Raw genomic sequence first — 20,219 nt, 5'->3', positions numbered from 1 at the left:
GCGTCGAGCCAATGGCGGATAGGCAGAAAGGACTATAGCTGCCCAGCGGCGCTCAGGTGGGTGGTCGCAGCGGGGCGATGCCTTCGTTGCGGATCGGGTAGACCTGCGCGCGGCGATCGGCGAAGTAGCACTTCAGGGTGCGCCCGACGGTCGGAAAGGCCAGCTCGCCCCAGGGGATCTCATGCTCGTGGAACAGCTGCACCTCGAGGCTTTCCTCGCCGGCGGCGAAGTCCAGGTCGACCAGTTCGGCGCGGAAGAACACGTACAGCTGACTGATGTGCGGCAGGTCGAACAGGGTATAGAGATTCAGCTCGCGCACCCGCGCGCAGGCTTCCTCGTGGGTCTCGCGGGCGGCGGCCTGTTCCATGGTCTCGCCGTTCTCCATGAAACCGGCCGGCAGGGTCCAGAAGCCGCGGCGCGGTTCGATGGCGCGGCGGCACAGCAGCACTTGCTCGCCCCACACCGGCAGGCAGCCGGCGACGATGCGCGGGTTCTGGTAGTGGATGGTCTGGCATTGCGGGCAGACGTAGCGCAGGCGGTTGTCGCCGAGCGGAATGCGCTGCTCCACCGGGCTGCCACATTGACTGCAGAATTTCATGCCGCCTCCTCACTGGTTCGCCCATCTTGGCGCCAGAGTGGCATCAGCGGCAAGCCGTCTGCGCGGGTCGGGGCTTGGGCGCCTGCGGGCTTTCATGCCATCATGCCAAAGAGAAGAAGAGACCGAGAACAACCCATGCTCGACGAGCTGCTCCACCGCGTGCGCAGTCATACGCCACGCATTCTGGAGACCGACAAGCGCCTGCCCGAAGCGGCTGTTTTGTTGCCGCTTACCCGTAGCGACGAGCCGGAGCTGGTGCTGACCCTGCGGGCCAGCGGCCTGTCCACCCACGGTGGCGAAGTGGCCTTCCCCGGTGGTCGACGCGACCCGGAAGACCGCGACCTGATCCACACTGCCCTGCGCGAAGCCGAGGAAGAGGTCGGCCTGCCGCCGGGCCTGGTGGAGATGATCGGCCCGCTCAGCCCGCTGGTATCGCGCTTCGGCATCAAGGTCACGCCCTATGTCGGGGTGGTGCCGGACTTCGTCGAATACCGCGCCAATGACGACGAGATCGCCGCGGTGTTCGCCGTGCCGCTGCGCTTCTTCTGCGACGACCCGCGCGAGGTCACCCATCGCATCGATTACGAAGGGCGCAGCTGGTACGTGCCCTGCTACCACTACGACAACTACAAGATCTGGGGTCTTACGGCGGTGATGATCGTCGAGCTGGTCAATCTGGTGTTCGATGCCGGCATCGACCTGGAGCAGCCGCCCAAGCCCTCGGTCAAGATCATTCGCCTGTGAGAGCCTGTTAGTGATCTGCTGCGCGTCGGCCATGCGGCGTTAAAAACAGGCTCGGAATGCTCATTTACCACTAGTAAACTCCGCTTCCTCGCCGTTTTGAACAGCCGTAGGCTGTTACTAACGTAGCGCCTTGCCTGGCTCTAGCTCGCGAGATCACAAATCAGGCTCTGAGGAACTAAGCATGAAGTACCGCCTGGGCGATGCCCGCGTCGACGCTCACCCCGAAAGCTGGATCGCCCCCACTGCGGCGGTGATCGGCAAGGTGCGCCTGGAGCAGGGTGCCAGTGTCTGGTTCGGCGCGGTGCTGCGCGGCGACAACGAGTTGATCCATATCGGCGAGAACAGCAACGTGCAGGACGGCACGGTGATGCACACCGACATGGGTTTTCCACTGACCCTGGGCAAGGGCGTCACCGTCGGCCACAACGTGATGATGCACGGCTGCACGGTCGGCGATTACAGCCTGATCGGCATCAACTCGGTGATCCTCAACGGTGCCAAGATCGGCAAGCACTGCATCATCGGCGCCAACAGCCTGATCGCCGAGGGCAAGGAAATTCCCGACGGCAGCCTGGTCATGGGCAGCCCGGGCAAGGTGGTGCGCGAACTGACCGAGCAGCAGAAAAAGATGCTCGAAGGTAGCGCCGCCCACTACGTGCACAACGCCCAGCGCTATGCCCGCGACCTGGCCGAGGACGAGGCCTGATGGAGGCCGAGCGTCCAGTCAAGTCGCCCTGCGTGAGCATCTGCGCGCTGGACGAGCAGGACATCTGCACCGGCTGCCAGCGCACGGCTGACGAGATCACCCGCTGGGGGCGCATGGACAACGCCGAGCGCCGCCTGGTGCTGGCCCGTTGCGTCGAGCGTACCCGCGCCGCCGGTCTGTTCCTCCAGCAGCCGGCCGCTCACTAACTACCCGTTTCCCTTTCTGACGAGGACTCTTGCATGCCCCGTATCGGTACTCCGCTGTCGCCGACGGCTACCCGTGTTCTGCTGTGTGGATCCGGTGAGCTGGGCAAGGAGGTGGTGATCGAGCTGCAGCGCCTGGGTTGCGAAGTGATCGCCGTCGACCGCTATGCCAATGCCCCGGCCATGCAGGTGGCGCATCGCAGCCACGTCATCAGCATGCTCGACGGCGCCGCCCTGCGCGCGGTGATCGAGCTGGAGCAGCCGCACTACATCGTGCCGGAGATCGAGGCGATCGCCACCGACACCTTGGTCGAGCTGGAGGCCGAAGGCTTTACCGTGATTCCCAGTGCGCGTGCGGCCAAGCTGACCATGAACCGCGAAGGCATCCGCCGCCTGGCTGCCGAGGAACTGGGCCTGCCGACTTCGCCATATTTCTTCGCCGACTCGCTGGAGGAGTGCCGCGCGGCTACAGAAAAACTGGGCTTCCCCTGCCTGATCAAGCCGATCATGAGCTCTTCCGGCAAAGGCCAGTCGGTGCTGAAGAGCGCCGCCGACCTGCAGGTCGCCTGGGATTACGCCCAGGCTGGCGGGCGCGCCGGCAAGGGTAGAGTCATCGTGGAGGGCTTTATCGATTTCGACTACGAGATCGCCTTGCTCACCGTGCGCCATAGCGGCGGCACCACCTTCTGCGCGCCGGTGGGGCATCGTCAGGTCAAGGGCGATTACCAGGAATCCTGGCAGCCGCAGCCGATGAGCGCCAAGGCGCGGGCCGAGGCCGAGCGCATTGCTTTGGCGGTCACCGAATCGCTGGGCGGGCGCGGTCTGTTCGGCGTGGAGCTGTTCGTCAAAGGCGATCAGGTATGGTTCTGCGAGATTTCCCCGCGCCCGCACGACACCGGCCTGGTCACCCTGATTTCCCAGGACCTGTCCGAATTCGCCCTGCATGCGCGGGCCATTCTCGGCCTGCCGATCCCGGCGATTCGCCAGCTGGGGCCGTCGGCGTCGGCGGTGATCCTGGTCGAAGGCGAGTCGCAGCAGGTCAGCTTCGCCAACCTCGGTGCGGCCCTGGCCGAGGCGGATACCGCCCTGCGCCTGTTCGGCAAGCCGGAAGTCAGCGGCCAGCGGCGCATGGGCGTGGCCCTGGCCCGTGATGAAAGCATCGACGCGGCCCGCGCCAAGGCGACTCGCGCCGCCCAGGCGGTGCGCGTCGAGCTGTGATGCGCCTGCGTGCGCTGGGCTGGTGGGGACTGACCCTGGCGCTGTTGCCGGTGGTGCTGCCGCAAGCGCTGTGGGCGCGGCGCACGGCATTGCGCCTGCCGCCCGCGGCGGGCGCCCAGAGCGGCCTGGTTGGCGCCGATGGCGCGCCGCCGCTGCGCTTGCTGCTGCTGGGCGAGTCCACGGTGGCCGGCGTCGGTGTCGAGCTGCAGGAGGCGGCCCTGGCCGGGCAACTGGCCCAGGCACTGAGCGTGCGCCTGCAGCGTCCGGTGGCCTGGCGCGCCTGTGGCGAGAATGGCATCACCGCCGCCCAGGCTTGTCAGCGTCTGTTGCCCCAGGCCTTGGCCGAGCCGGCGGACCTGGCCGTGCTGGTGTTCGGGGTGAATGACACCACCCACTTGAGTTCGCTGCAGGCCTGGGACGATTCCCTGCGCCGGCTGAGTCGCAGCCTGGCGGCGGCTGGTTGCCGGGTGGCGTTTACCGGCGTGCCGCCGATCGAGCACTTCAGTGCCTTGCCCTGGCTGCTACGCAAGCTGCTGGGCTGGCGCGCGTCCTTGATGGATCGCCATCTGCGCCGGGTCTGCCTGGAGGAGGGGGTGGAATATCAGCGCCTAGCGCTGGAGTTCGCCGCCGATTACCTGGCGTGCGATGGCTATCACCCGTCGGTGCTGGGTTACCGGGTCTGGGGTGAGGGGCTGGCGCTGGCGCTCAGTGCTGGGAACGGCCCGGCGGGGTCTGCCACAGGCGCACGCGTTTGACCCGGTTCTCGCTGGATTCGAGGATTTCCAGGCGGTAAGGGCCGATGCGCAGGCATACCGGGCAATCCGGAATGCTTTCCAGGACTTCGGTGATCAGGCCGTTGAGGGTTTTCGGCCCCTCGCTGGGCAGGTGCCAGCCCAGCAGCTTGTTCAGTTCGCGGATATTGGCGCTGCCGTCGATGATCTGGCTGCCGTCGGCCTGGGGGCTGATATCGGCATGCTGTTGTTGGTCGCGGCCACTGAGGTCGCCGACGATTTCCTCCAGTACGTCTTCCAGGGTAATCAGGCCAAGCACGTCGCCATATTCGTCGACCACCAGGCCCATGCGGCGTTTTTCCTTCTGGAAGTTCAGCAGCTGGGTCGACAGCGGGGTGTTTTCCGGCACGAAGTAGGCGGGCTGGCAGGCCTGCTGCAGGGTTTCGAAAGTCAGCTGGTTGTGCGTCAGCAGGCGCGCCAGGTGGCGCATATGGACCATGCCTTCGATCTGGTTGATGTCCTGGCGGTACACCGGCAGGCGCGTGTGGCGGGTGTTCTGCAGCAGCTCGACGACTTCGCTGAGATCGTGCTCCAGGTCGATGCCGATGATCTCGTTGCGCGGGATCATGACGTCGTTGACCGATACCGTTTCCAGGTCGAGTACGCCGAGCAGCATGTTCTGCCGACTCTCGGGCAGGGCGTGGCCGGACTCGCGCACCACGCTGCGCAGTTCCTCGGTGGTCAGGCTGTCGCTGCTGCGGGTGCTGGGGTCGATGCCGAACAGGCGGAGCAGCACGTTGCTGATCGCGTTGAGGGCCACCACCAGCGGATAGAACAGTTTGAGCAGGATCATCAGCGGCAGGCTTGCCGGGTAGGCAATGGCCTCTGGGCGCAGGGCTGCCAGGGTCTTGGGGGTGATTTCGCCGAAGATCAGCAGGACGATGGTCAGGGCGACCGTGGCGATGGCGATGCCGGCTTCGCCCCAGAGCTGCATGGCCAGCACGGTGGCGATGGCCGAGGCGAGGATGTTGACGAAGTTGTTGCCGATCAGAATGGTGCCGAGCAGCCGGTCCGGGCGACTGAGTAACTCGCTGGCCCGCTTGGCGCCGCGATGCCCTTCACGGGCCTTGTGGCGCAGGCGATAGCGGTTGAGGCTGATGATGCCCGTCTCTGAACTGGAGAAGAACGCCGAACACATGATCAGGAAGGCCAGCAGGCCAAGAAGAAAACCGGGGTGCAGCTCGGCCACGGCCAATGCCTCAGATATGCAGGATGAACTCGCGGACCAGCTTGCTGCCGAAGTAGGCCAGCATCAGCAGGCAGAAGCCGGCCAGGGTCCAGCGGATCGCCTTGTGCCCGCGCCAGCCGAGCTGGTAGCGGCCCCACAGCAGCACGGCGAAGACCACCCAGGCGAAACAGGAGAGCAGGGTCTTGTGCGCCAGGTGCTGGGCGAACAGGTTGTCGACGAACAGCCAGCCGGACAGCAGCGACAGCGAGAGCAGGCCCCAGCCGGCCCAGAGGAAGCCGAACAGCAGGCTTTCCATGGTCTGCAGCGGCGGGAAGTTCTTGATCAGCCCGGAGGGGTGCTTGTGCTTGAGCTGGTGATCCTGCAGCAGCAGCAGCAGGGCCTGGAACACCGCCATGGTCAGCAGGCCGTAGGCCAGGATCGACAGCAGGATATGGGCGAGGATGCCCGGCGCCGCGTTAATCGGGTTGAGCGTGCCGGCCGGCAGGAATTGCGCCAGCAGCACGGTCAGGCAGCCCAGCGGCAGCAGTACCAGCAGCAGGTTTTCCACCGGGATGCGCAGGCAGGCCAGCAGGGTCAGCAGGATCACCGCGTAGGCGATCAGGCTGGCCGCATTGAAGAAGTCGAGGGTCAGTCCTGGCGTGGCATGCAGCTGGGCGAACAGGCTGGCGCCGTGGAGCAGCAGGGCGAGCGTGACGAGCAGGGCGAGCAGGCGCCGGTTCGGCGTTTCGCGTTTGGCCAGGCGCAGACCCTGGTAGGCGGTGGCGCCGGCATACAGCGCGGCGGCAGCGAGGCTGGGCAGCAGAGGGTACATAAGTCCTTGTAAGGCGGGCCCTAAAGGTCGTGAGTGTGGCATACAAGAAGCGCTCCCCGAAAGACCGCTGGCGGTGTCGGCGGCTCGGACACTTGGTTATACTCCGCGACCTGCCGCAAGACCGCTGAAAGGAACGCGCATGTTCGAAAACCTTACCGACCGCCTGTCACAGACGCTGCGCCATGTCACCGGCAAGGCCAAGCTGAGCGAAGACAACATCAAGGACACCCTGCGTGAAGTGCGCATGGCCCTGCTCGAGGCCGATGTCGCGTTGCCGGTGGTCAAGGACTTCGTCAACAAGGTCAAGGAGCGTGCGGTCGGCACCGAGGTGTCGAAGAGCCTGACGCCGGGCCAGGCCTTTGTGAAGATCGTGCGCGCCGAGCTGGAAGAGCTGATGGGCGCGGCCAACGAGGATCTCAGCCTCGCCGTCACCCCGCCCGCCGTGGTGCTGATGGCCGGCCTGCAGGGCGCCGGCAAGACCACCACCGCCGGCAAGCTGGCGCGCTTCCTCAAGGAGCGCAAGAAGAAGACGGTGATGCTGGTCTCGGCCGACGTCTACCGTCCGGCGGCGATCAAGCAGCTGGAAACCCTGGCCGGCGACATCGGCGTGACCTTCTTCCCCTCCGACAGCAGCCAGCAGCCGGTGGCAATCGCCCAGGCGGCGATTGCCGAGGCCAAGCTCAAGTTCATCGACGTGGTCATCGTCGACACCGCCGGCCGTCTGGCCATCGACGCCGAGATGATGGCCGAGATCCAGGCCGTGCACGCGGCCAGCAAGCCGGCCGAGACCCTGTTCGTGGTCGACGCCATGACCGGTCAGGACGCCGCCAACACGGCCAAGGCCTTCGGTGACGCGCTGCCGCTGACCGGAGTGATCCTGACCAAGGTCGACGGCGATGCCCGTGGCGGTGCCGCGCTGTCCGTGCGCCACATCACCGGCAAGCCGATCAAGTTCCTCGGCATGGGCGAGAAGAGCGACGCGCTCGAACCCTTCCATCCGGACCGCATCGCCTCGCGCATCCTCGGCATGGGCGACGTGCTCAGCCTGATCGAGCAGGCCGAGCAGACCCTCGACCGCGAGAAGGCCGAGAAGCTCACCAAGAAGCTGAAGAAGGGCAAGGGCTTCGACCTCGAAGACTTCCGCGACCAGCTGCAGCAGATGAAGAACATGGGCGGTCTGGGCGGCCTGATGGACAAGCTGCCGTCCATCGGCGGGGTCAACCTGTCGCAGATGAGCGGCGCCCAGGGCGCGGCCGAGAAACAGTTCAAGCAGATGGATGCGATCATCTGCTCCATGACCCCGGCCGAGCGCCGTGATCCGGACATCATCAGCGGCTCGCGCAAGCGCCGCATCGCCCTCGGCTCCGGCACCCAGGTGCAGGATGTCGGGCGGCTGATCAAGCAGCACAAGCAGATGCAGAAGATGATGAAGAAGTTCACCGCCAAGGGCGGCATGGCCAAGATGATGCGTGGCCTGGGCGGGATGATGCCCGGCGGCGGCATGCCCAAGCTCTGAGCGGCGTGCCTGCGAATGCCGTACAGTGCCGCCCTGCCTGGCTTGCAGGGCGACGCCGACCGGCGGAACCAAAAAGAGATTTGCAAACGGCCGCATAATCCTTAGAATATGCGGCCTTTCGGGCCTAGGCCCTCAAAGTGTGCCTTTAAGTTTTGCAAGCACCGACTACAGGAACGATGTTCACATGGTAACCATCCGTCTTGCCCGTGGCGGCTCCAAGAAGCGCCCCTTCTACCACCTGACCGTGACCAACAGCCGCAATGCGCGCGATGGTCGTTTCGTTGAGCGCGTGGGTTTCTTCAACCCGATCGCCACCGGTGGTGAAGTGAAGCTTTCTGTTAACCAGGAGCGCGTCACTTACTGGCTGAGCCAAGGCGCCCAGCCGTCTGAGCGTGTTGCTCAGCTGCTCAAGGACGCTGCCAAGGCCGCTGCCTGAGTACTATGACCACGACGCCGACCGCCGAGGACCTGATCGTTCTCGGCAAGATCACTTCGGTGCACGGCGTACGTGGCGAGGTGAAGATTTATTCCTTCACCGATCCGATTGACAACCTGCTCGACTATCCGCAGTGGACGCTCCGGCGCGACGGCGAAGTCAAACAGGTTGAGTTGGTCAGCGGGCGCTTGCAAGGCAAGGTCCTGGTGGCAAAGCTCAAAGGCCTCGATGACCGCGAAGTGGCACGTACCTTCGCGGGCTTCGACATTTGTGTGCCGCGGGCTTTGCTGCCGGATCTGGCTGAAGACGAGTTCTACTGGTACCAGCTCGAAGGTCTCAAGGTCATCGATCAGCTCGGGCAACTGCTCGGCAAGATCGATCATCTGCTGGAGACCGGCGCCAACGATGTGATGGTGGTCAAGCCCTGTGCGGGCAGCTTGGATGATCGCGAACGCCTGTTGCCCTATACGGCGCAGTGCGTACTCAAGGTGGATCTGGCGGCCGGCGAAATGCAGGTCGATTGGGATGCCGATTTCTGAGCTGTCAGGCTCTTGTGCGAGCGAGTGCCATGCGCGTTGAAGTCATCAGCATCTTCCCGGAGATGTTTGCCGCCATCAGCCAGTACGGCATTACCAGTCGTGCGGTGAAGCAGGGTCTGTTGCAGTTGAACTGCCACTACCTGCGCGATTTCACCGATGACCGGCACCAGACCGTGGACGATCGCCCCTTCGGTGGCGGCCCCGGAATGGTGATGAAGATCAAGCCTCTGGAAGGCGCCCTGGCTGCGGCCAAGGCATCGGCCGGAGCGCAGGCGAAGGTGATCTACCTGTCGCCGCAAGGCCGCCAGCTTAACCAGCCGGCAGTGCGTGAGCTGGCCGGCGAAGAGGCGTTGATCCTCATCGCGGGTCGCTACGAAGGTATCGACGAGCGCTTCATCGAAGAGCATGTCGATGAGGAATGGTCGATCGGCGACTACGTACTCTCCGGTGGCGAGCTGCCGGCGATGGTCCTGATCGATGCGGTGACGCGCTTGCTGCCCGGTGCATTGGGCCATGCAGACTCGGCCGAGGAGGACTCGTTTAGTGACGGCCTGCTCGACTGTCCGCACTACACCCGCCCGGAGGTGTATGCGGGAAAACGTGTTCCTGACGTGTTGCTTAGTGGCAACCACGAACACATCCGGCGCTGGCGTTTGCAGCAGTCCCTTGGTCGGACCTGGGAACGCCGCGCCGATCTTCTGGATAGCCGCTCGCTTTCTGGAGAAGAAAAAAAGCTGCTGGAGGAATACATCCGCCAGCGGGACGATAGTTAACGTATCGATGACAAACCGTGGTTTGTCTTAGGAGCACAGCATGACCAACAAGATCATTCAGCAGCTCGAAGCCGAGCAGATGAACAAAGAGATCCCGACCTTTGCCCCGGGCGACACCGTTGTCGTTCAGGTGAAAGTGAAGGAAGGCGACCGTTCCCGTCTGCAGGCTTTCGAAGGCGTGGTTATCGCCAAGCGCAACCGTGGTCTGAACAGTGCCTTCACTGTTCGCAAGATCTCCAACGGCGTTGGCGTAGAGCGTACCTTCCAGACCTACAGCCCGCTGGTCGACAGCCTGGCCGTCAAGCGTCGCGGTGACGTGCGCAAAGCCAAGCTGTACTACCTCCGCGACCTGTCCGGCAAGGCAGCGCGCATCAAGGAAAAACTGTCCTGATCGGACGGTTCTCCTGCATGAAAAAAGCAGCCCGAGGGCTGCTTTTTTCTTGCCCGCAATTTCCCCATCCGGCGTGAGCGCGGCCAACTGCAGGCCGAGGTGCGCGGGGCATCGGGCGCCACGCAAGTCATCAGGTAGTAGTGGCATGAGCCCCAGAGAGCAAGAGATCCAGCGTCGTACCGAACTGTCGGTAACCAGCGTGACCAAGGCGGTGTTCCCGCCCACCACCAACCACCACAACACCCTGTTCGGCGGCACGGCGCTGGCCTGGATGGACGAGGTGTCGTTCATCGCCGCCACGCGCTTCTGTCGTCTGCCGCTGGTGACAGTGTCCAGCGACCGCATCGACTTCAAGCATGCGATTCCGGCCGGCTCCATCGTCGAGCTGGTCGGCCGGGTGATCAAGGTCGGCACCACCAGCCTCAAGGTCGAGGTGAACCTCTACGTGGAAAGCATGTACAGCGATGGCCGCGAGAAGGCGGTCAGCGGGGTGTTCAGCTTTGTCGCCGTGGGCGAGGACAAGAAGCCGATCCCGCTGCTGCCGGGATTTGCCGAGAACCCTTCGGCCTAAGCCGGATGGCGCGGGCTGCCAGACCCCGCTACTGGTGACCGGCGGCCCGGCTATGGAACACTAGCGGCCCTGTTATTCGCGAAGCCCCGTGCATGCCGATTCTCGACCACCCGCTGATCGACCGTTTCCTCGATGCCCTGTGGCTGGAAAAGGGCCTGTCGGCGCACACCCGCGATGCCTATCGCAGTGACCTCGGGCATTTTCACGTCTGGTTGCAGGCGCGTGGCCTGGAACTGCCGGGTGCCGGGCGCGAGATCATCCTCGACCACCTGGCCTGGCGCCTGGCCGAAGGCTACAAGGCGCGCTCCACGGCGCGCTTTCTCTCCGGCCTGCGCGGCTTCTACCGCTACCTGCTGCGCGAAGGCCTGATAGCCGAGGACCCGACCCTGCAGGTCGACCTGCCGCAGCTCGGCCGGCCGTTGCCCAAGTCGCTGTCCGAGGCGGATGTCGAGGCGCTGCTGGCGGCGCCGGAGCTGGATGACCCGCTCGGCCTGCGCGACCGCGCCATGCTCGAAGTGCTGTATGCCTGCGGCCTGCGGGTGAGCGAACTGGTGTCCTTGACCCAGGAGCAGGTCAATCTGCGTCAGGGCGTGCTGCGCGTGTTCGGCAAGGGCAGCAAGGAGCGCCTGGTGCCGATGGGCGAGGAGGCGATTGCCTGGATCGAACGCTATGTGCGCGAGGCGCGCCCGCTGTTGCTGGGCAGCAAGCCGAGCGACGTGCTGTTCCCCAGCCTGCGCGGCGAGCAGATGACCCGGCAGACCTTCTGGCACCGGATCAAGCTGCAGGCGCGGGTGGCCGCGATCGCCAAGCCGCTGTCGCCGCACACCCTGCGCCATGCCTTCGCCACTCACCTGCTCAACCACGGCGCCGATCTGCGCGTGGTGCAGATGCTGCTCGGCCATAGCGACCTGTCGACCACGCAGATCTACACTCATATCGCCCGCGCACGCCTGCAGGAGCTGCACGCCCGCCACCATCCGCGCGGCTAGTGGCCGGCTCGTCAGCGGTTTTTTCCGCCCGGCGTCTGCGGTCGGTTCGCCAGACCTTCTGTGTTAGGCTTTAGCGATTATCGACAGGAGTGACCCATGCGTATTTTCCGCCTTCTCGCTGGTGCGGCACTGGGCCTTGCCGCGGCCGTTGCCCAGGCCGCCGATCCCGACCAGGCCATTCGCGAGACCTTCAGCAAGCTGCAGCCGGACTTGCCGATCGAGGCGATTGCCGAAAGCCCCATGCCCGGCCTGTATCAGGTGCACCTGAAGGGCGGGCGCCTGCTCTACGCCAGCGCCGACGGCCAGTTCCTCCTGCAGGGCAGCCTGTACCAGTTCCGCAACGGCGACGCGGTGAACCTGACGGCCATGGCCGAGAGCAAGGGCATCGCCAAGCTGATCAACGCCATTCCACGCTCCGAGATGGTGATCTTCCCGGCCAAGCCGGCGCAGACCCATATCACCGTGTTTACCGACACCGACTGCGGCTACTGCCAGAAGCTGCACAGCGAAGTGCCGGAGCTGAACCGGCGCGGCGTCGAAGTGCGCTATGTCGCCTTCCCGCGCCAGGGACCGGGCTCCCACGGCTACAACAGCCTGGTCAGCGTCTGGTGTGCCGAGGACCGTCAGGAGGCCATGAACAAGGCCAAGATGCGCGAGCAACTGCCGGCCGCCAGCTGCGAGAACCCGGTGCTCAAGCAGTTCGAGCTGGGCCAGATGATCGGAGTGAACGGTACGCCGGCCATCGTTCTGGCCAACGGGCAGCTGATCCCGGGCTACAAGCCGGCTCCCGAGCTGGCCAAGATCGCCCTGGAGGCCAAGTAATCCGGGCCTGCTAGTTGATTGACTAATAGGGAGCCGCTTCGTAATGTGCGGCTCTTTTATGCGGCTGGGGCTTGCCCCGGCCGTTTTACGCAGTGCAGATGGGGAAAACAGAGTGAAACCGGTCAAAGTAGGCATCTGTGGGCTGGGTACCGTCGGTGGCGGCACCTTCAATGTGCTTCAACGCAACGCCGAGGAGATTGCCCGCCGTGCCGGGCGTGGAATCGAAGTCGCGCAGATTGCCGCACGTCGAGCCAACCCGAAATGCATGACCGGTACGACCCCCATTACCGCCGACATTTTCGATGTGGCCAACAATCCGGACATCGATGTGGTCATCGAGCTGATCGGTGGCTACACCCTGGCTCGCGAGCTGGTGCTCAAGGCCATCGAGAACGGCAAGCATGTGGTCACCGCCAACAAGGCGCTGATCGCCGTGCACGGCAACGAGATCTTCGCCAAGGCCCGCGAGAAGGGCGTCATCGTCGCCTTCGAAGCGGCCGTGGCCGGTGGCATCCCGGTGATCAAGGCGATCCGCGAGGGCCTGGCCGGCAACCGCATCAACTGGCTGGCCGGCATCATCAACGGTACCGGCAACTTCATCCTCACCGAGATGCGCGAGAAAGGCCGGGCCTTCTCCGACGTGCTGAAAGAGGCTCAGGCCCTCGGCTACGCCGAAGCCGACCCGACCTTCGACGTCGAAGGCATCGACGCCGCACACAAGCTGACCATCCTCGCCTCCATCGCCTTCGGCATCCCGTTGCAGTTCGACAAGGCTTACACCGAAGGCATCAGCCAGCTGACCAGCGCCGATGTGAACTACGCCGAGGCCCTGGGCTACCGCATCAAGCACCTCGGCGTGGCCCGCCGCACCGATGACGGCTTCGAGCTGCGCGTGCACCCGACCCTGATCCCGGCCGATCGCCTGATCGCCAACGTCAACGGCGTGATGAACGCGGTGATGGTCAATGGCGACGCGGCCGGCAGCACCCTGTTCTACGGCGCCGGTGCCGGCATGGAGCCGACCGCCTCCTCGGTGGTCGCCGACCTGGTCGACGTGGTTCGCGCGATGACCAGCGACCCGGAAAACCGCGTGCCGCACCTGGCGTTCCAGCCGGATTCGCTGTCCGACCACCCGATCCTGCCGATCGAGGAGTGCGAGAGCGCCTACTACCTGCGCATCCAGGCCAAGGACCATCCGGGCGTGCTGGCCCAGGTGGCGAGCATCCTCTCGGCGCGCGGCATCAATATCGAATCGATCATGCAGAAGGAAGCCGAGGAGCACGACGGCCTGGTGCCGATGATTCTGGTCACCCACCGGGTGGTCGAGTCCCGCGTCAACGACGCCATCGCCGCGCTGGAAGCGCTGAGCGACGTGGTCGGCAGCGTGGTGCGTATCCGCGTCGAACAACTGGTCTGAGGTAAGAACACCATGCGTTATATCAGTACCCGCGGCCAGGCCCCGGCTCTCAACTTCGAAGACGTGCTGCTGGCTGGCCTGGCCAGCGACGGCGGCCTCTACGTGCCGGAAAACCTGCCGCGCTTCACCCAGGAAGAAATCGCCTCCTGGGCCGGCCTGCCGTACCACGAGCTGGCCTTCCGGGTGATGCGCCCGTTCGTCGCCGGCAGCATCGCCGATGCCGATTTCAAGAAGATCCTCGAGGACACCTACGGCGTGTTCGCCCACAACGCCGTGGCGCCGCTGCGCCAGCTCAACGGCAACGAGTGGGTGCTGGAGCTGTTCCACGGCCCGACCCTGGCGTTCAAGGACTTCGCCCTGCAGCTGCTCGGCCGCCTGCTCGACCATGTGCTGGCCAAGCGCAACGAGCGCGTGGTGATCATGGGCGCCACCAGCGGCGACACCGGCTCGGCGGCGATCGAAGGCTGCAAGGCCTGCGACAACGTCGACATCTTCATCATGCACCCGCACAACCGGGTGTCCGAGGTGCAGCGCCGGCAGATGACCACCATCTTCGGCGACAACATCCACAACATCGCCATCGAAGGCAACTTCGACGACTGCCAGGAGATGGTCAAGGCCAGCTTCGCCGACCAGGGCTTCCTCAAGGGCACTCGCCTGGTGGCGGTCAACTCGATCAACTGGGCGCGGATCATGGCCCAGATCGTCTACTACTTCCACGCGGCCCTGCAGCTCGGCGGCCCGGCGCGCTCCGTGGCCTTCTCGGTGCCGACCGGCAACTTCGGCGACATCTTCGCCGGCTACCTGGCGCGCAACATGGGCCTGCCGATCAGCCAGCTGATCGTCGCGACCAACCGCAACGACATCCTGCACCGCTTCATGAGCGGCAACCAGTATGTGAAGGACACCCTGCACCCGACCCTGTCGCCGTCGATGGACATCATGGTCTCGTCGAACTTCGAACGTCTGCTGTTCGACCTGCACGGTCGCAACGGCGCGGCCATTGCCGGTCTGATGGACAGCTTCAAGCAGGGTGGCGGCTTCAGCGTCGAGGAAGACCGCTGGACCGAGGCGCGCAAGCTGTTCGACTCGCTGGCGGTGAACGACGAGGAAACCTGCGAGACCATCGCCGAGGTGTATGCCGAGTGCGGCGAGCTGCTCGACCCGCACACCGCCATCGGCGTGCGCGCGGCCCGCGAATGCCGCCGCAGCCTGGCCATTCCCATGGTCACCCTGGGCACCGCACACCCGGTCAAGTTCCCGGAAGCGGTGGAGAAGGCCGGTATCGACGCGGTTCCGGCGCTGCCGCCACACCTGGCCGACCTGTTCCAGCGCGACGAGCGTTGCACCGTGCTGGCCAACGACCTGCAGACCGTACAGCAGTTCGTTGCCGCCCACGGCAACCGCGGCAAGCCGCTGTAAGGCTGCTGCTGCAGAAGGAGCCCCGCCCAGTGCGGGGCTTTTTTATTTCACTGCCGAAGCGCCAATCTCTCCCGCAGGAGTGGCTGCAGCCGCGATGGGCTCAAGGAAAATCGCGGATAAATCCGCCCCACAAATGCTTCGCCTGTAGTAACCCGCTGTTACCCGTTTTGCCCGACCGAGGCGCAGACTGCAAGGGTCAACTCAACCGAAGCGGAGGCCCTGCCATGACAGCCAAGAACATCCTTATGCTGGTCGGCGATTACGTCGAAGACTACGAAACCATGGTGCCGTTCCAGGCCCTGCAGATGGTCGGCCATACCGTGCATGCGGTGTGCCCAGGCAAGCAGGCCGGCGACAGCGTGCGTACCGCCATCCATGACTTCGAGGGCGACCAGACCTACAGTGAAAAGCCGGGGCACAACTTCGCCCTCAACTTCGCCTTCGACCAGGTGCGTGCTGAGGATTACCATGCCCTGGTGATCCCCGGTGGCCGCGCGCCCGAGTACCTGCGCCTGAATCCGCAGGTGATCGCCCTGGTGCAGGCCTTCGACGCCGCCCAAAAGCCGATTGCCGCCGTCTGTCACGGCGCCCAGCTGCTGGCTGCCGCGGGCGTGCTCAAGGGCCGTTCGTGCAGCGCCTACCCGGCCTGCGCGCCGGAAGTGCGCCTGGCCGGTGGCGAATACGTTGAGCTGCCGGTGGATGCCGTGCATGTCGACGGCAACCTGGTCACCGCTCCCGCCTGGCCGGCCCATCCGGCCTGGCTGGCGGCGTTTCTCAAGGTTCTTGGTTGATAAGAGGGGATAACGCGATGTGCGAACTCTATGTGAAGGCCGATCCGATCCTCTACGAGTCGCGCTCGCGCTCCCTGCGCATTCGCGGGGTGGTCACCACCCTGCGCCTGGAAAACCAGTTCTGGGAGCTGCTGCGCGAGATTGCCGAGGTCGACGGCATGAGCACCAACCAGCTGATCAGCAAGCTGTACGACGAGGTCATGGAATACCGTGGCGAGGTGGTCAATTTCGCCTCCTTCCTGCGCGTCAGCTGCACCCGTTACCTGGCGCAGAAGCCACAGGGCGTGGCGGCGCCGGTGTTGAACCTGGTGGGCAAGGGTTCGCTCTAGGCTGCTCGACTGTCTGAGCTTCACAGAGCAACAGCCCCACACAGCAAAAGGCCGGCAATCGCCGGCCTTTTGCTTGCTGCATGATCAGTGCTTGTGCGGCACCGGCTTGAGCAGCTCGTCCGGCGGCATCTCGCAGTTGATCTTGCGACCCAGCAGCTCCTCGATCGGCGGCAGGGCGTAGGCGTCGTCTTCGCTGGCGAAGCTGATCGAGACGCCACTGGCGCCGGCCCGGCCGGTACGGCCGATGCGGTGCACATAGTCGTCCGGAACTTCCGGCAGGGTGAAGTTGATCACGTGGCTGATGCCGTCGACGTGGATGCCGCGGCCGGCCACGTCGGTGGCGACCATCACGCGGATCTTGCCTTCACGGAAGCCTTCCAGGGTCTTGATCCGCTTGTGCTGCGGCACGTCGCCGGACATCTGCGCGGCGCTGACGCCATCGCGGATCAGCTTCTCTTCGATGCGCCGCACTTCGTCGCGGCGGTTAGCGAAGACCATCACCCGTTCCCAGTTGTTCTGGGTCACCAGGTTGTACAGCAGGCGGTACTTGTCCTTGCTCGACACGGCGTAGACATGCTGTTCGACGGTGTCGCTGGCGACGTTCTCCGGCTCGATCTCGACGATGGCCGGGTCGACCGTCCACTGCCGGGCCAGGTTCATCACGTCCTCGGTGAAGGTGGCGGAGAACAGCAGGGTCTGGCGTTCGCCCTTCATCGGGGTCTGGCGGATGATCTGCCGCACCTGCGGGATGAAGCCCATGTCGAGCATGCGGTCGGCTTCGTCGAGGACCATCACCTCGACCATGTCCAGATGCACTTCGCCGCGCTGGTTGAAGTCCAGCAGGCGGCCGGGGGTGGCCACCAGGATGTCGCAGAAGCGCGATTCCAGCTGCTTGAGCTGCTTGTCGAAGTCCATGCCGCCGACGAACTGCATGACGTTGAGGCCGGTGTACTTGGTCAGGTCGGCGGCGTCCTTGGCGATCTGCACCACCAGCTCGCGGGTCGGCGCGATGATCAGCGCACGCGGCTCGCCCATGTAGCGCTCTTTCGGCGGCGGCGTCTGCAACAGCTGGGTGATGGTCGAGACCAGGAACGCGGCGGTCTTGCCGGTGCCGGTCTGGGCGCGGCCGATGGCGTCCTTGCCCTTGAGGGTGTGGCCGAGGACCTGGGCCTGGATCGGCGTGCAGTAGGGGAAGCCGAGATCGTGGATCGCGTGCATCAACTCCGGGGCCAGGCGGAAGTCGTGGAAACGGGTCTTGCCTTCCTGCGGTTCAACCGCGAAGTCTTCCAGTTTCCAGGTGTCCACCGGCTTGGCCTGGCGCTCGCGGCGCGGCTTGCTGGGGCGTGGTTTCTGAGTGTCCGCAGCGGCAGGGCCGGCTGCCGGCGCGCTGGCGGCGGGGGCCGCTGGCGTCGGCTGCTGGCGTGTTTCGCCCTGCGGCGCGAGGGATGAAGCGGGTGAGCTGGGAGAGGTGCTGCGCACGGGCTGCTCGGCTTCGCCCTTGCTGAAGATTTTCTTGAGTGCTTTGAGCACGGCCATCTCGTATTGGTTAAGGAGTGAACGGGGGCCAGTGTAAAGCAAGAAGCCCCCGTGGCGAAGTGCCGCGGGGGCTTCCAGGCGGGGAGGGCGGGTTATTCCGGCAGGGTCGCCAGCAGCAGGCGCTGCACGTTGCCGCCCATGATCTTGGCGATGTCGGCCTGGCTGAAGCCGGCACGCAGCAGGCCTTCGGTGATCTGCGCCAGGCCGGTGGTATCGAACGGGGTATGCACCGTGCCGTCGAAGTCCGAGCCCAGGGCCACGTGCTCGACCCCGACCTTGTCGGCGGTATAGCGGATGGCGCGGACGATGGCGCCGACCGAGGTTTCGCAGACGGCGGCATCCCAGTAGCCGATGCCGATCAGCCCGCCGTTGGCGGCGATGCGCTGCAGGTGCTCGTCGCTCAGGTTGCGCGGGCCCTTGCAGGTGCCGGCAACCCCGGTGTGGGAGACCAGTACCGGGCGCTGGGCGATGGCCAGCACGTCGTCGATCAGCGGCTTGGAGGCGTGGGCCAGGTCGACCAGCATGCCTTTGCGCTCCAGGCGGGCGATCACCTGGCGACCGAGCGGGGTCAGGCCGCCTTTCTCCAGGCCATGGGCCGAGCCGCCGACCTCGTTGTCGAAGAAGTGGGTCAGGCCGGCGATGCGAAAGCCGGCGTCATACAGGCGGTCGACGTTCTCCAGCTTGCCTTCCAACGGGTGCAGGCCTTCGGTGGCGAGCAGGGCGGCCAGGTGCTGCGGGTCTTGCTTCCAGGTTTCGAGGAAGGCCTGCAGGTCGCCGCGGCTGCGGATCAGCAGCAGCCGGCCCTGGCTGTCGGCGGCCGCCTGCTGCAGCTTCTGGCCCTGGTAGAGGGCGCGTTCGAGCAGGCTGCCCCAGGTCGCCCGCGGCCAGCGCTGGGCCATGGCCAGCAGGGTGATGTTGTCGCTGTCGCTGCCGTTGCTCTGGTAGTTGAGGCCGCGCGGGGTCTTGGTCACGGTGGCGAATACCTGCAGGCCGACGTGCCCTTCGAGCAGGCGCGGCAGGTCGGAATGGCCATAGCTGTGGCGTTCCAGGATATCGCGCTGCCAGAGCAGGGCGTCGTCGTGCAGGTCGGCGACGAACAGGGTCTGGTGCAGCCGGGTGGCCGGTTCGCTGGCCGGGTAGGGCGCGGGCGTGGCCACGCTGTTCATCTGGCGGTCGAGCAGGCTGGGCAGGCTGAAGAATACGCCGCCAGCGATTGCGGCGAGGGCGAGCAGGGCGAGGGGGAGCTTGCGCATGGAGGGGCCATCCGGGCGTTATTGTTATGCGGCGAACTCTAACAGAGCGTGTGAGGACTTCGAGCGGGTTAACGCTGCGAATGGCGGCGAGCGAGCCTGGTCGAGGCGGGAAGCCTGGAGCGCAGACGCCGCAGTGAACATTGGATCATGGGGAGGCGAGCACCACGCGCCGCCGCATCGGCCTGGCGCAGCCGTTGCCAGCGCACTTTTCAGCCGCAGAGGCAGTTGCGGCCCTGCAGCTTGGCCTGGTACAGCGCGCTGTCGGCTCGCGCGATCAGGCTTTCCAGGCTGTCCTTCGGCCGCATCGAGGCCAGGCCGATGGATGCGGTGACGCCGGGCAGGATGCCGACCGGTGAATAGAAGGAGTCGATCTGTTGCAGGCTCTGACGCAGGCGCTCGCCGATGCTGCGGGCCTCTTCCATGTCGATTTCCGGCAGCAGGATGACGAATTCCTCGCCGCCGTAGCGGACCATGCTGTCCTTCGGCCGCAGCTGGTTGCGCAGGGTGTGGGCCACCAGGCACAGCGCATAGTCGCCGGCCAGGTGGCCGTGCTGGTCGTTGTAGGCCTTGAAGTGGTCGACATCGAGCATGAGCATGCACATGGGCTGGCCGTTGAAGGCGCAGCGGGTGCTCTCGCGCTCGTAGACATGCTCCAACCAGCGCCGGTTGAAGCAGCCGGTGAGGGTGTCGATGTTGGCGTTCTGCTCGCTGTCGAGGATGATCCGGTTGCCCTGGCGCACCCGTTCGCAGAGCAGCTCCAGCAGGTTCTGCATCAGTTGCGGCGAGTGCTGGAACAGGCCGACCAGCGCCTCGCGGTGCAGGCGCAGGGCCAGGGACGGCACCGTGGCCACCACATAGGCGGAGGGGTGGTCGTTGTCGATGAAGCTGATTTCGCCGGCGCATTCCCCGGCGCTCAGGGTGCTTACCGCCTGGTTGTCGAGGGAGCCGAGGTAGACCTTCAGCTCGCCTTCGAGCAGCAGGTACAGGTACTGGTTGCGGTTGAATGGCGACAGCAGGATCTCGCCGGCCTCCAGCTCGCAGGCGCGGAAATCCCGCAGCAGCTGTTCGAGGCCGCTGGCGGCGACGTTCTGGAACAGTCGCACATGTCGGAGTTGCAGCAGGTCGGGCTGCCAGCGCGCGGTCTTCATAACCGGCCTGCTAACGTCCAAGCACT

Annotated in this window: 23 protein-coding genes; 17 read left to right on the top strand and 6 right to left on the bottom strand. The window is 65.2% G+C overall.

Features of this window, described 5'->3' with window-relative positions; genetic code table 11:
• Positions 1-52: 52 nt before the first annotated feature.
• Positions 53-598, bottom strand: coding sequence for an NUDIX hydrolase (locus F3I16_RS14680; RefSeq protein ID WP_160494304.1), 546 nt, complete (start codon positions 596-598; stop codon positions 53-55).
• Positions 599-733: 135 nt separating this feature from the next.
• Here F3I16_RS14680 and F3I16_RS14675 point away from each other — a divergent pair, with 135 nt between their 5' ends.
• From F3I16_RS14675 to F3I16_RS14655, 5 genes are all read left to right on the top strand, one after another.
• A complete protein-coding gene (locus tag F3I16_RS14675; RefSeq protein ID WP_160082209.1) occupies positions 734-1,342 on the top strand; it encodes a CoA pyrophosphatase in 609 nt (202 codons plus the stop codon).
• A 181-nt stretch (positions 1,343-1,523) separates the two neighbouring features.
• Positions 1,524-2,048, top strand: a complete 525-nt coding sequence (locus tag F3I16_RS14670) for a gamma carbonic anhydrase family protein (protein ID WP_160494303.1) — start codon at positions 1,524-1,526, stop codon at positions 2,046-2,048.
• Positions 2,048-2,254 carry a DUF1289 domain-containing protein gene (locus F3I16_RS14665; protein WP_160494302.1) on the top strand — a complete coding sequence of 69 codons (207 nt, stop codon included), beginning with the start codon at positions 2,048-2,050 and terminating at the stop codon, positions 2,252-2,254. The genes F3I16_RS14670 and F3I16_RS14665 overlap by 1 nt, the downstream gene beginning before the upstream one ends.
• Positions 2,255-2,287: 33 nt before the next feature.
• Positions 2,288-3,469, top strand: a complete 1,182-nt coding sequence (gene purT / locus F3I16_RS14660; protein WP_160494301.1) for a formate-dependent phosphoribosylglycinamide formyltransferase — start codon at positions 2,288-2,290, stop codon at positions 3,467-3,469.
• A complete protein-coding gene (locus tag F3I16_RS14655) occupies positions 3,469-4,224 on the top strand; it encodes an SGNH/GDSL hydrolase family protein (RefSeq protein WP_160494300.1) in 756 nt (251 codons plus the stop codon). The genes purT and F3I16_RS14655 overlap by 1 nt, the downstream gene beginning before the upstream one ends.
• Here F3I16_RS14655 and F3I16_RS14650 read toward each other — a convergent pair.
• Together F3I16_RS14650 and F3I16_RS14645 are read right to left on the bottom strand one after the other, a co-directional pair.
• Positions 4,175-5,449, bottom strand: coding sequence for an HlyC/CorC family transporter (locus F3I16_RS14650; protein ID WP_160494299.1), 1,275 nt, complete (start codon positions 5,447-5,449; stop codon positions 4,175-4,177). The two genes, F3I16_RS14655 and F3I16_RS14650, sit on opposite strands and share 50 nt — an antisense overlap.
• Before the next feature lie 10 nt (positions 5,450-5,459).
• The gene (locus F3I16_RS14645; protein WP_160488662.1) at positions 5,460-6,260 is read right to left on the bottom strand and encodes an inner membrane protein YpjD; all 801 of its coding nucleotides are present in this window, start codon (positions 6,258-6,260) and stop codon (positions 5,460-5,462) included.
• 139 nt (positions 6,261-6,399) lie between these two features.
• Between F3I16_RS14645 and ffh the strand changes: the two genes are divergently transcribed.
• From ffh to F3I16_RS14585, 12 genes are all read left to right on the top strand, one after another.
• A complete protein-coding gene (ffh, locus tag F3I16_RS14640) occupies positions 6,400-7,776 on the top strand; it encodes a signal recognition particle protein (protein ID WP_160082187.1) in 1,377 nt (458 codons plus the stop codon).
• A gap of 184 nt (positions 7,777-7,960) precedes the next feature.
• Positions 7,961-8,212, top strand: a complete 252-nt coding sequence (rpsP, locus tag F3I16_RS14635) for a 30S ribosomal protein S16 (RefSeq protein WP_160082185.1) — start codon at positions 7,961-7,963, stop codon at positions 8,210-8,212.
• A 5-nt stretch (positions 8,213-8,217) separates the two neighbouring features.
• On the top strand, positions 8,218-8,751 hold the full coding sequence (rimM, locus tag F3I16_RS14630; protein ID WP_160494298.1) for a ribosome maturation factor RimM: 534 nt from the start codon (positions 8,218-8,220) through the stop codon (positions 8,749-8,751).
• A gap of 29 nt (positions 8,752-8,780) precedes the next feature.
• Positions 8,781-9,524: a tRNA (guanosine(37)-N1)-methyltransferase TrmD gene (gene trmD, locus F3I16_RS14625; RefSeq protein WP_160488660.1), complete on the top strand. Its 744-nt coding sequence runs from the start codon at positions 8,781-8,783 to the stop codon at positions 9,522-9,524.
• 40 nt (positions 9,525-9,564) lie between these two features.
• Entirely contained in the window at positions 9,565-9,915 is a 351-nt protein-coding gene (gene rplS, locus F3I16_RS14620) for a 50S ribosomal protein L19 (RefSeq protein ID WP_160494297.1), read from the top strand.
• A gap of 145 nt (positions 9,916-10,060) precedes the next feature.
• A complete protein-coding gene (locus F3I16_RS14615; RefSeq protein ID WP_160494296.1) occupies positions 10,061-10,486 on the top strand; it encodes an acyl-CoA thioesterase in 426 nt (141 codons plus the stop codon).
• Positions 10,487-10,578: 92 nt separating this feature from the next.
• Complete coding sequence (gene xerD, locus F3I16_RS14610) at positions 10,579-11,475, top strand: site-specific tyrosine recombinase XerD (RefSeq protein WP_160494295.1); 897 nt, start codon at positions 10,579-10,581, stop codon at positions 11,473-11,475.
• A gap of 96 nt (positions 11,476-11,571) precedes the next feature.
• Positions 11,572-12,297, top strand: a complete 726-nt coding sequence (locus F3I16_RS14605) for a DsbC family protein (protein ID WP_160494294.1) — start codon at positions 11,572-11,574, stop codon at positions 12,295-12,297.
• A 112-nt stretch (positions 12,298-12,409) separates the two neighbouring features.
• Positions 12,410-13,714 carry a homoserine dehydrogenase gene (locus F3I16_RS14600; RefSeq protein ID WP_160494293.1) on the top strand — a complete coding sequence of 435 codons (1,305 nt, stop codon included), beginning with the start codon at positions 12,410-12,412 and terminating at the stop codon, positions 13,712-13,714.
• A gap of 12 nt (positions 13,715-13,726) precedes the next feature.
• A complete protein-coding gene (gene thrC / locus F3I16_RS14595) occupies positions 13,727-15,136 on the top strand; it encodes a threonine synthase (protein WP_160494292.1) in 1,410 nt (469 codons plus the stop codon).
• A 224-nt stretch (positions 15,137-15,360) separates the two neighbouring features.
• The gene (locus F3I16_RS14590) at positions 15,361-15,927 is read left to right on the top strand and encodes a DJ-1/PfpI family protein (RefSeq protein WP_160494291.1); all 567 of its coding nucleotides are present in this window, start codon (positions 15,361-15,363) and stop codon (positions 15,925-15,927) included.
• Positions 15,928-15,944: 17 nt separating this feature from the next.
• Positions 15,945-16,256 (top strand): ribbon-helix-helix domain-containing protein, encoded by a 312-nt coding sequence (locus F3I16_RS14585; protein ID WP_160494290.1) that lies wholly within the window; start codon positions 15,945-15,947, stop codon positions 16,254-16,256.
• 84 nt (positions 16,257-16,340) lie between these two features.
• Here the strand turns inward: F3I16_RS14585 and rhlB are convergent, their stop codons facing one another.
• The 3 genes from rhlB to F3I16_RS14570 all read right to left on the bottom strand — a co-directional run bounded on the left by rhlB (position 16,341) and on the right by F3I16_RS14570 (position 20,193).
• Positions 16,341-17,792 (bottom strand): ATP-dependent RNA helicase RhlB, encoded by a 1,452-nt coding sequence (gene rhlB / locus F3I16_RS14580; protein WP_160494289.1) that lies wholly within the window; start codon positions 17,790-17,792, stop codon positions 16,341-16,343.
• 92 nt (positions 17,793-17,884) lie between these two features.
• Positions 17,885-19,045, bottom strand: coding sequence for a dipeptidase (locus F3I16_RS14575; protein ID WP_160494288.1), 1,161 nt, complete (start codon positions 19,043-19,045; stop codon positions 17,885-17,887).
• A 209-nt stretch (positions 19,046-19,254) separates the two neighbouring features.
• The gene (locus F3I16_RS14570) at positions 19,255-20,193 is read right to left on the bottom strand and encodes a GGDEF domain-containing protein (protein WP_160494287.1); all 939 of its coding nucleotides are present in this window, start codon (positions 20,191-20,193) and stop codon (positions 19,255-19,257) included.
• Positions 20,194-20,219 lie beyond the last annotated feature (26 nt).

Source organism: Pseudomonas sp. L-22-4S-12 (genome assembly GCF_009799935.1).
GTDB lineage: Bacteria > Pseudomonadota > Gammaproteobacteria > Pseudomonadales > Pseudomonadaceae > Aquipseudomonas.
This window is presented reverse-complemented; position numbering and strand designations above follow the sequence as displayed.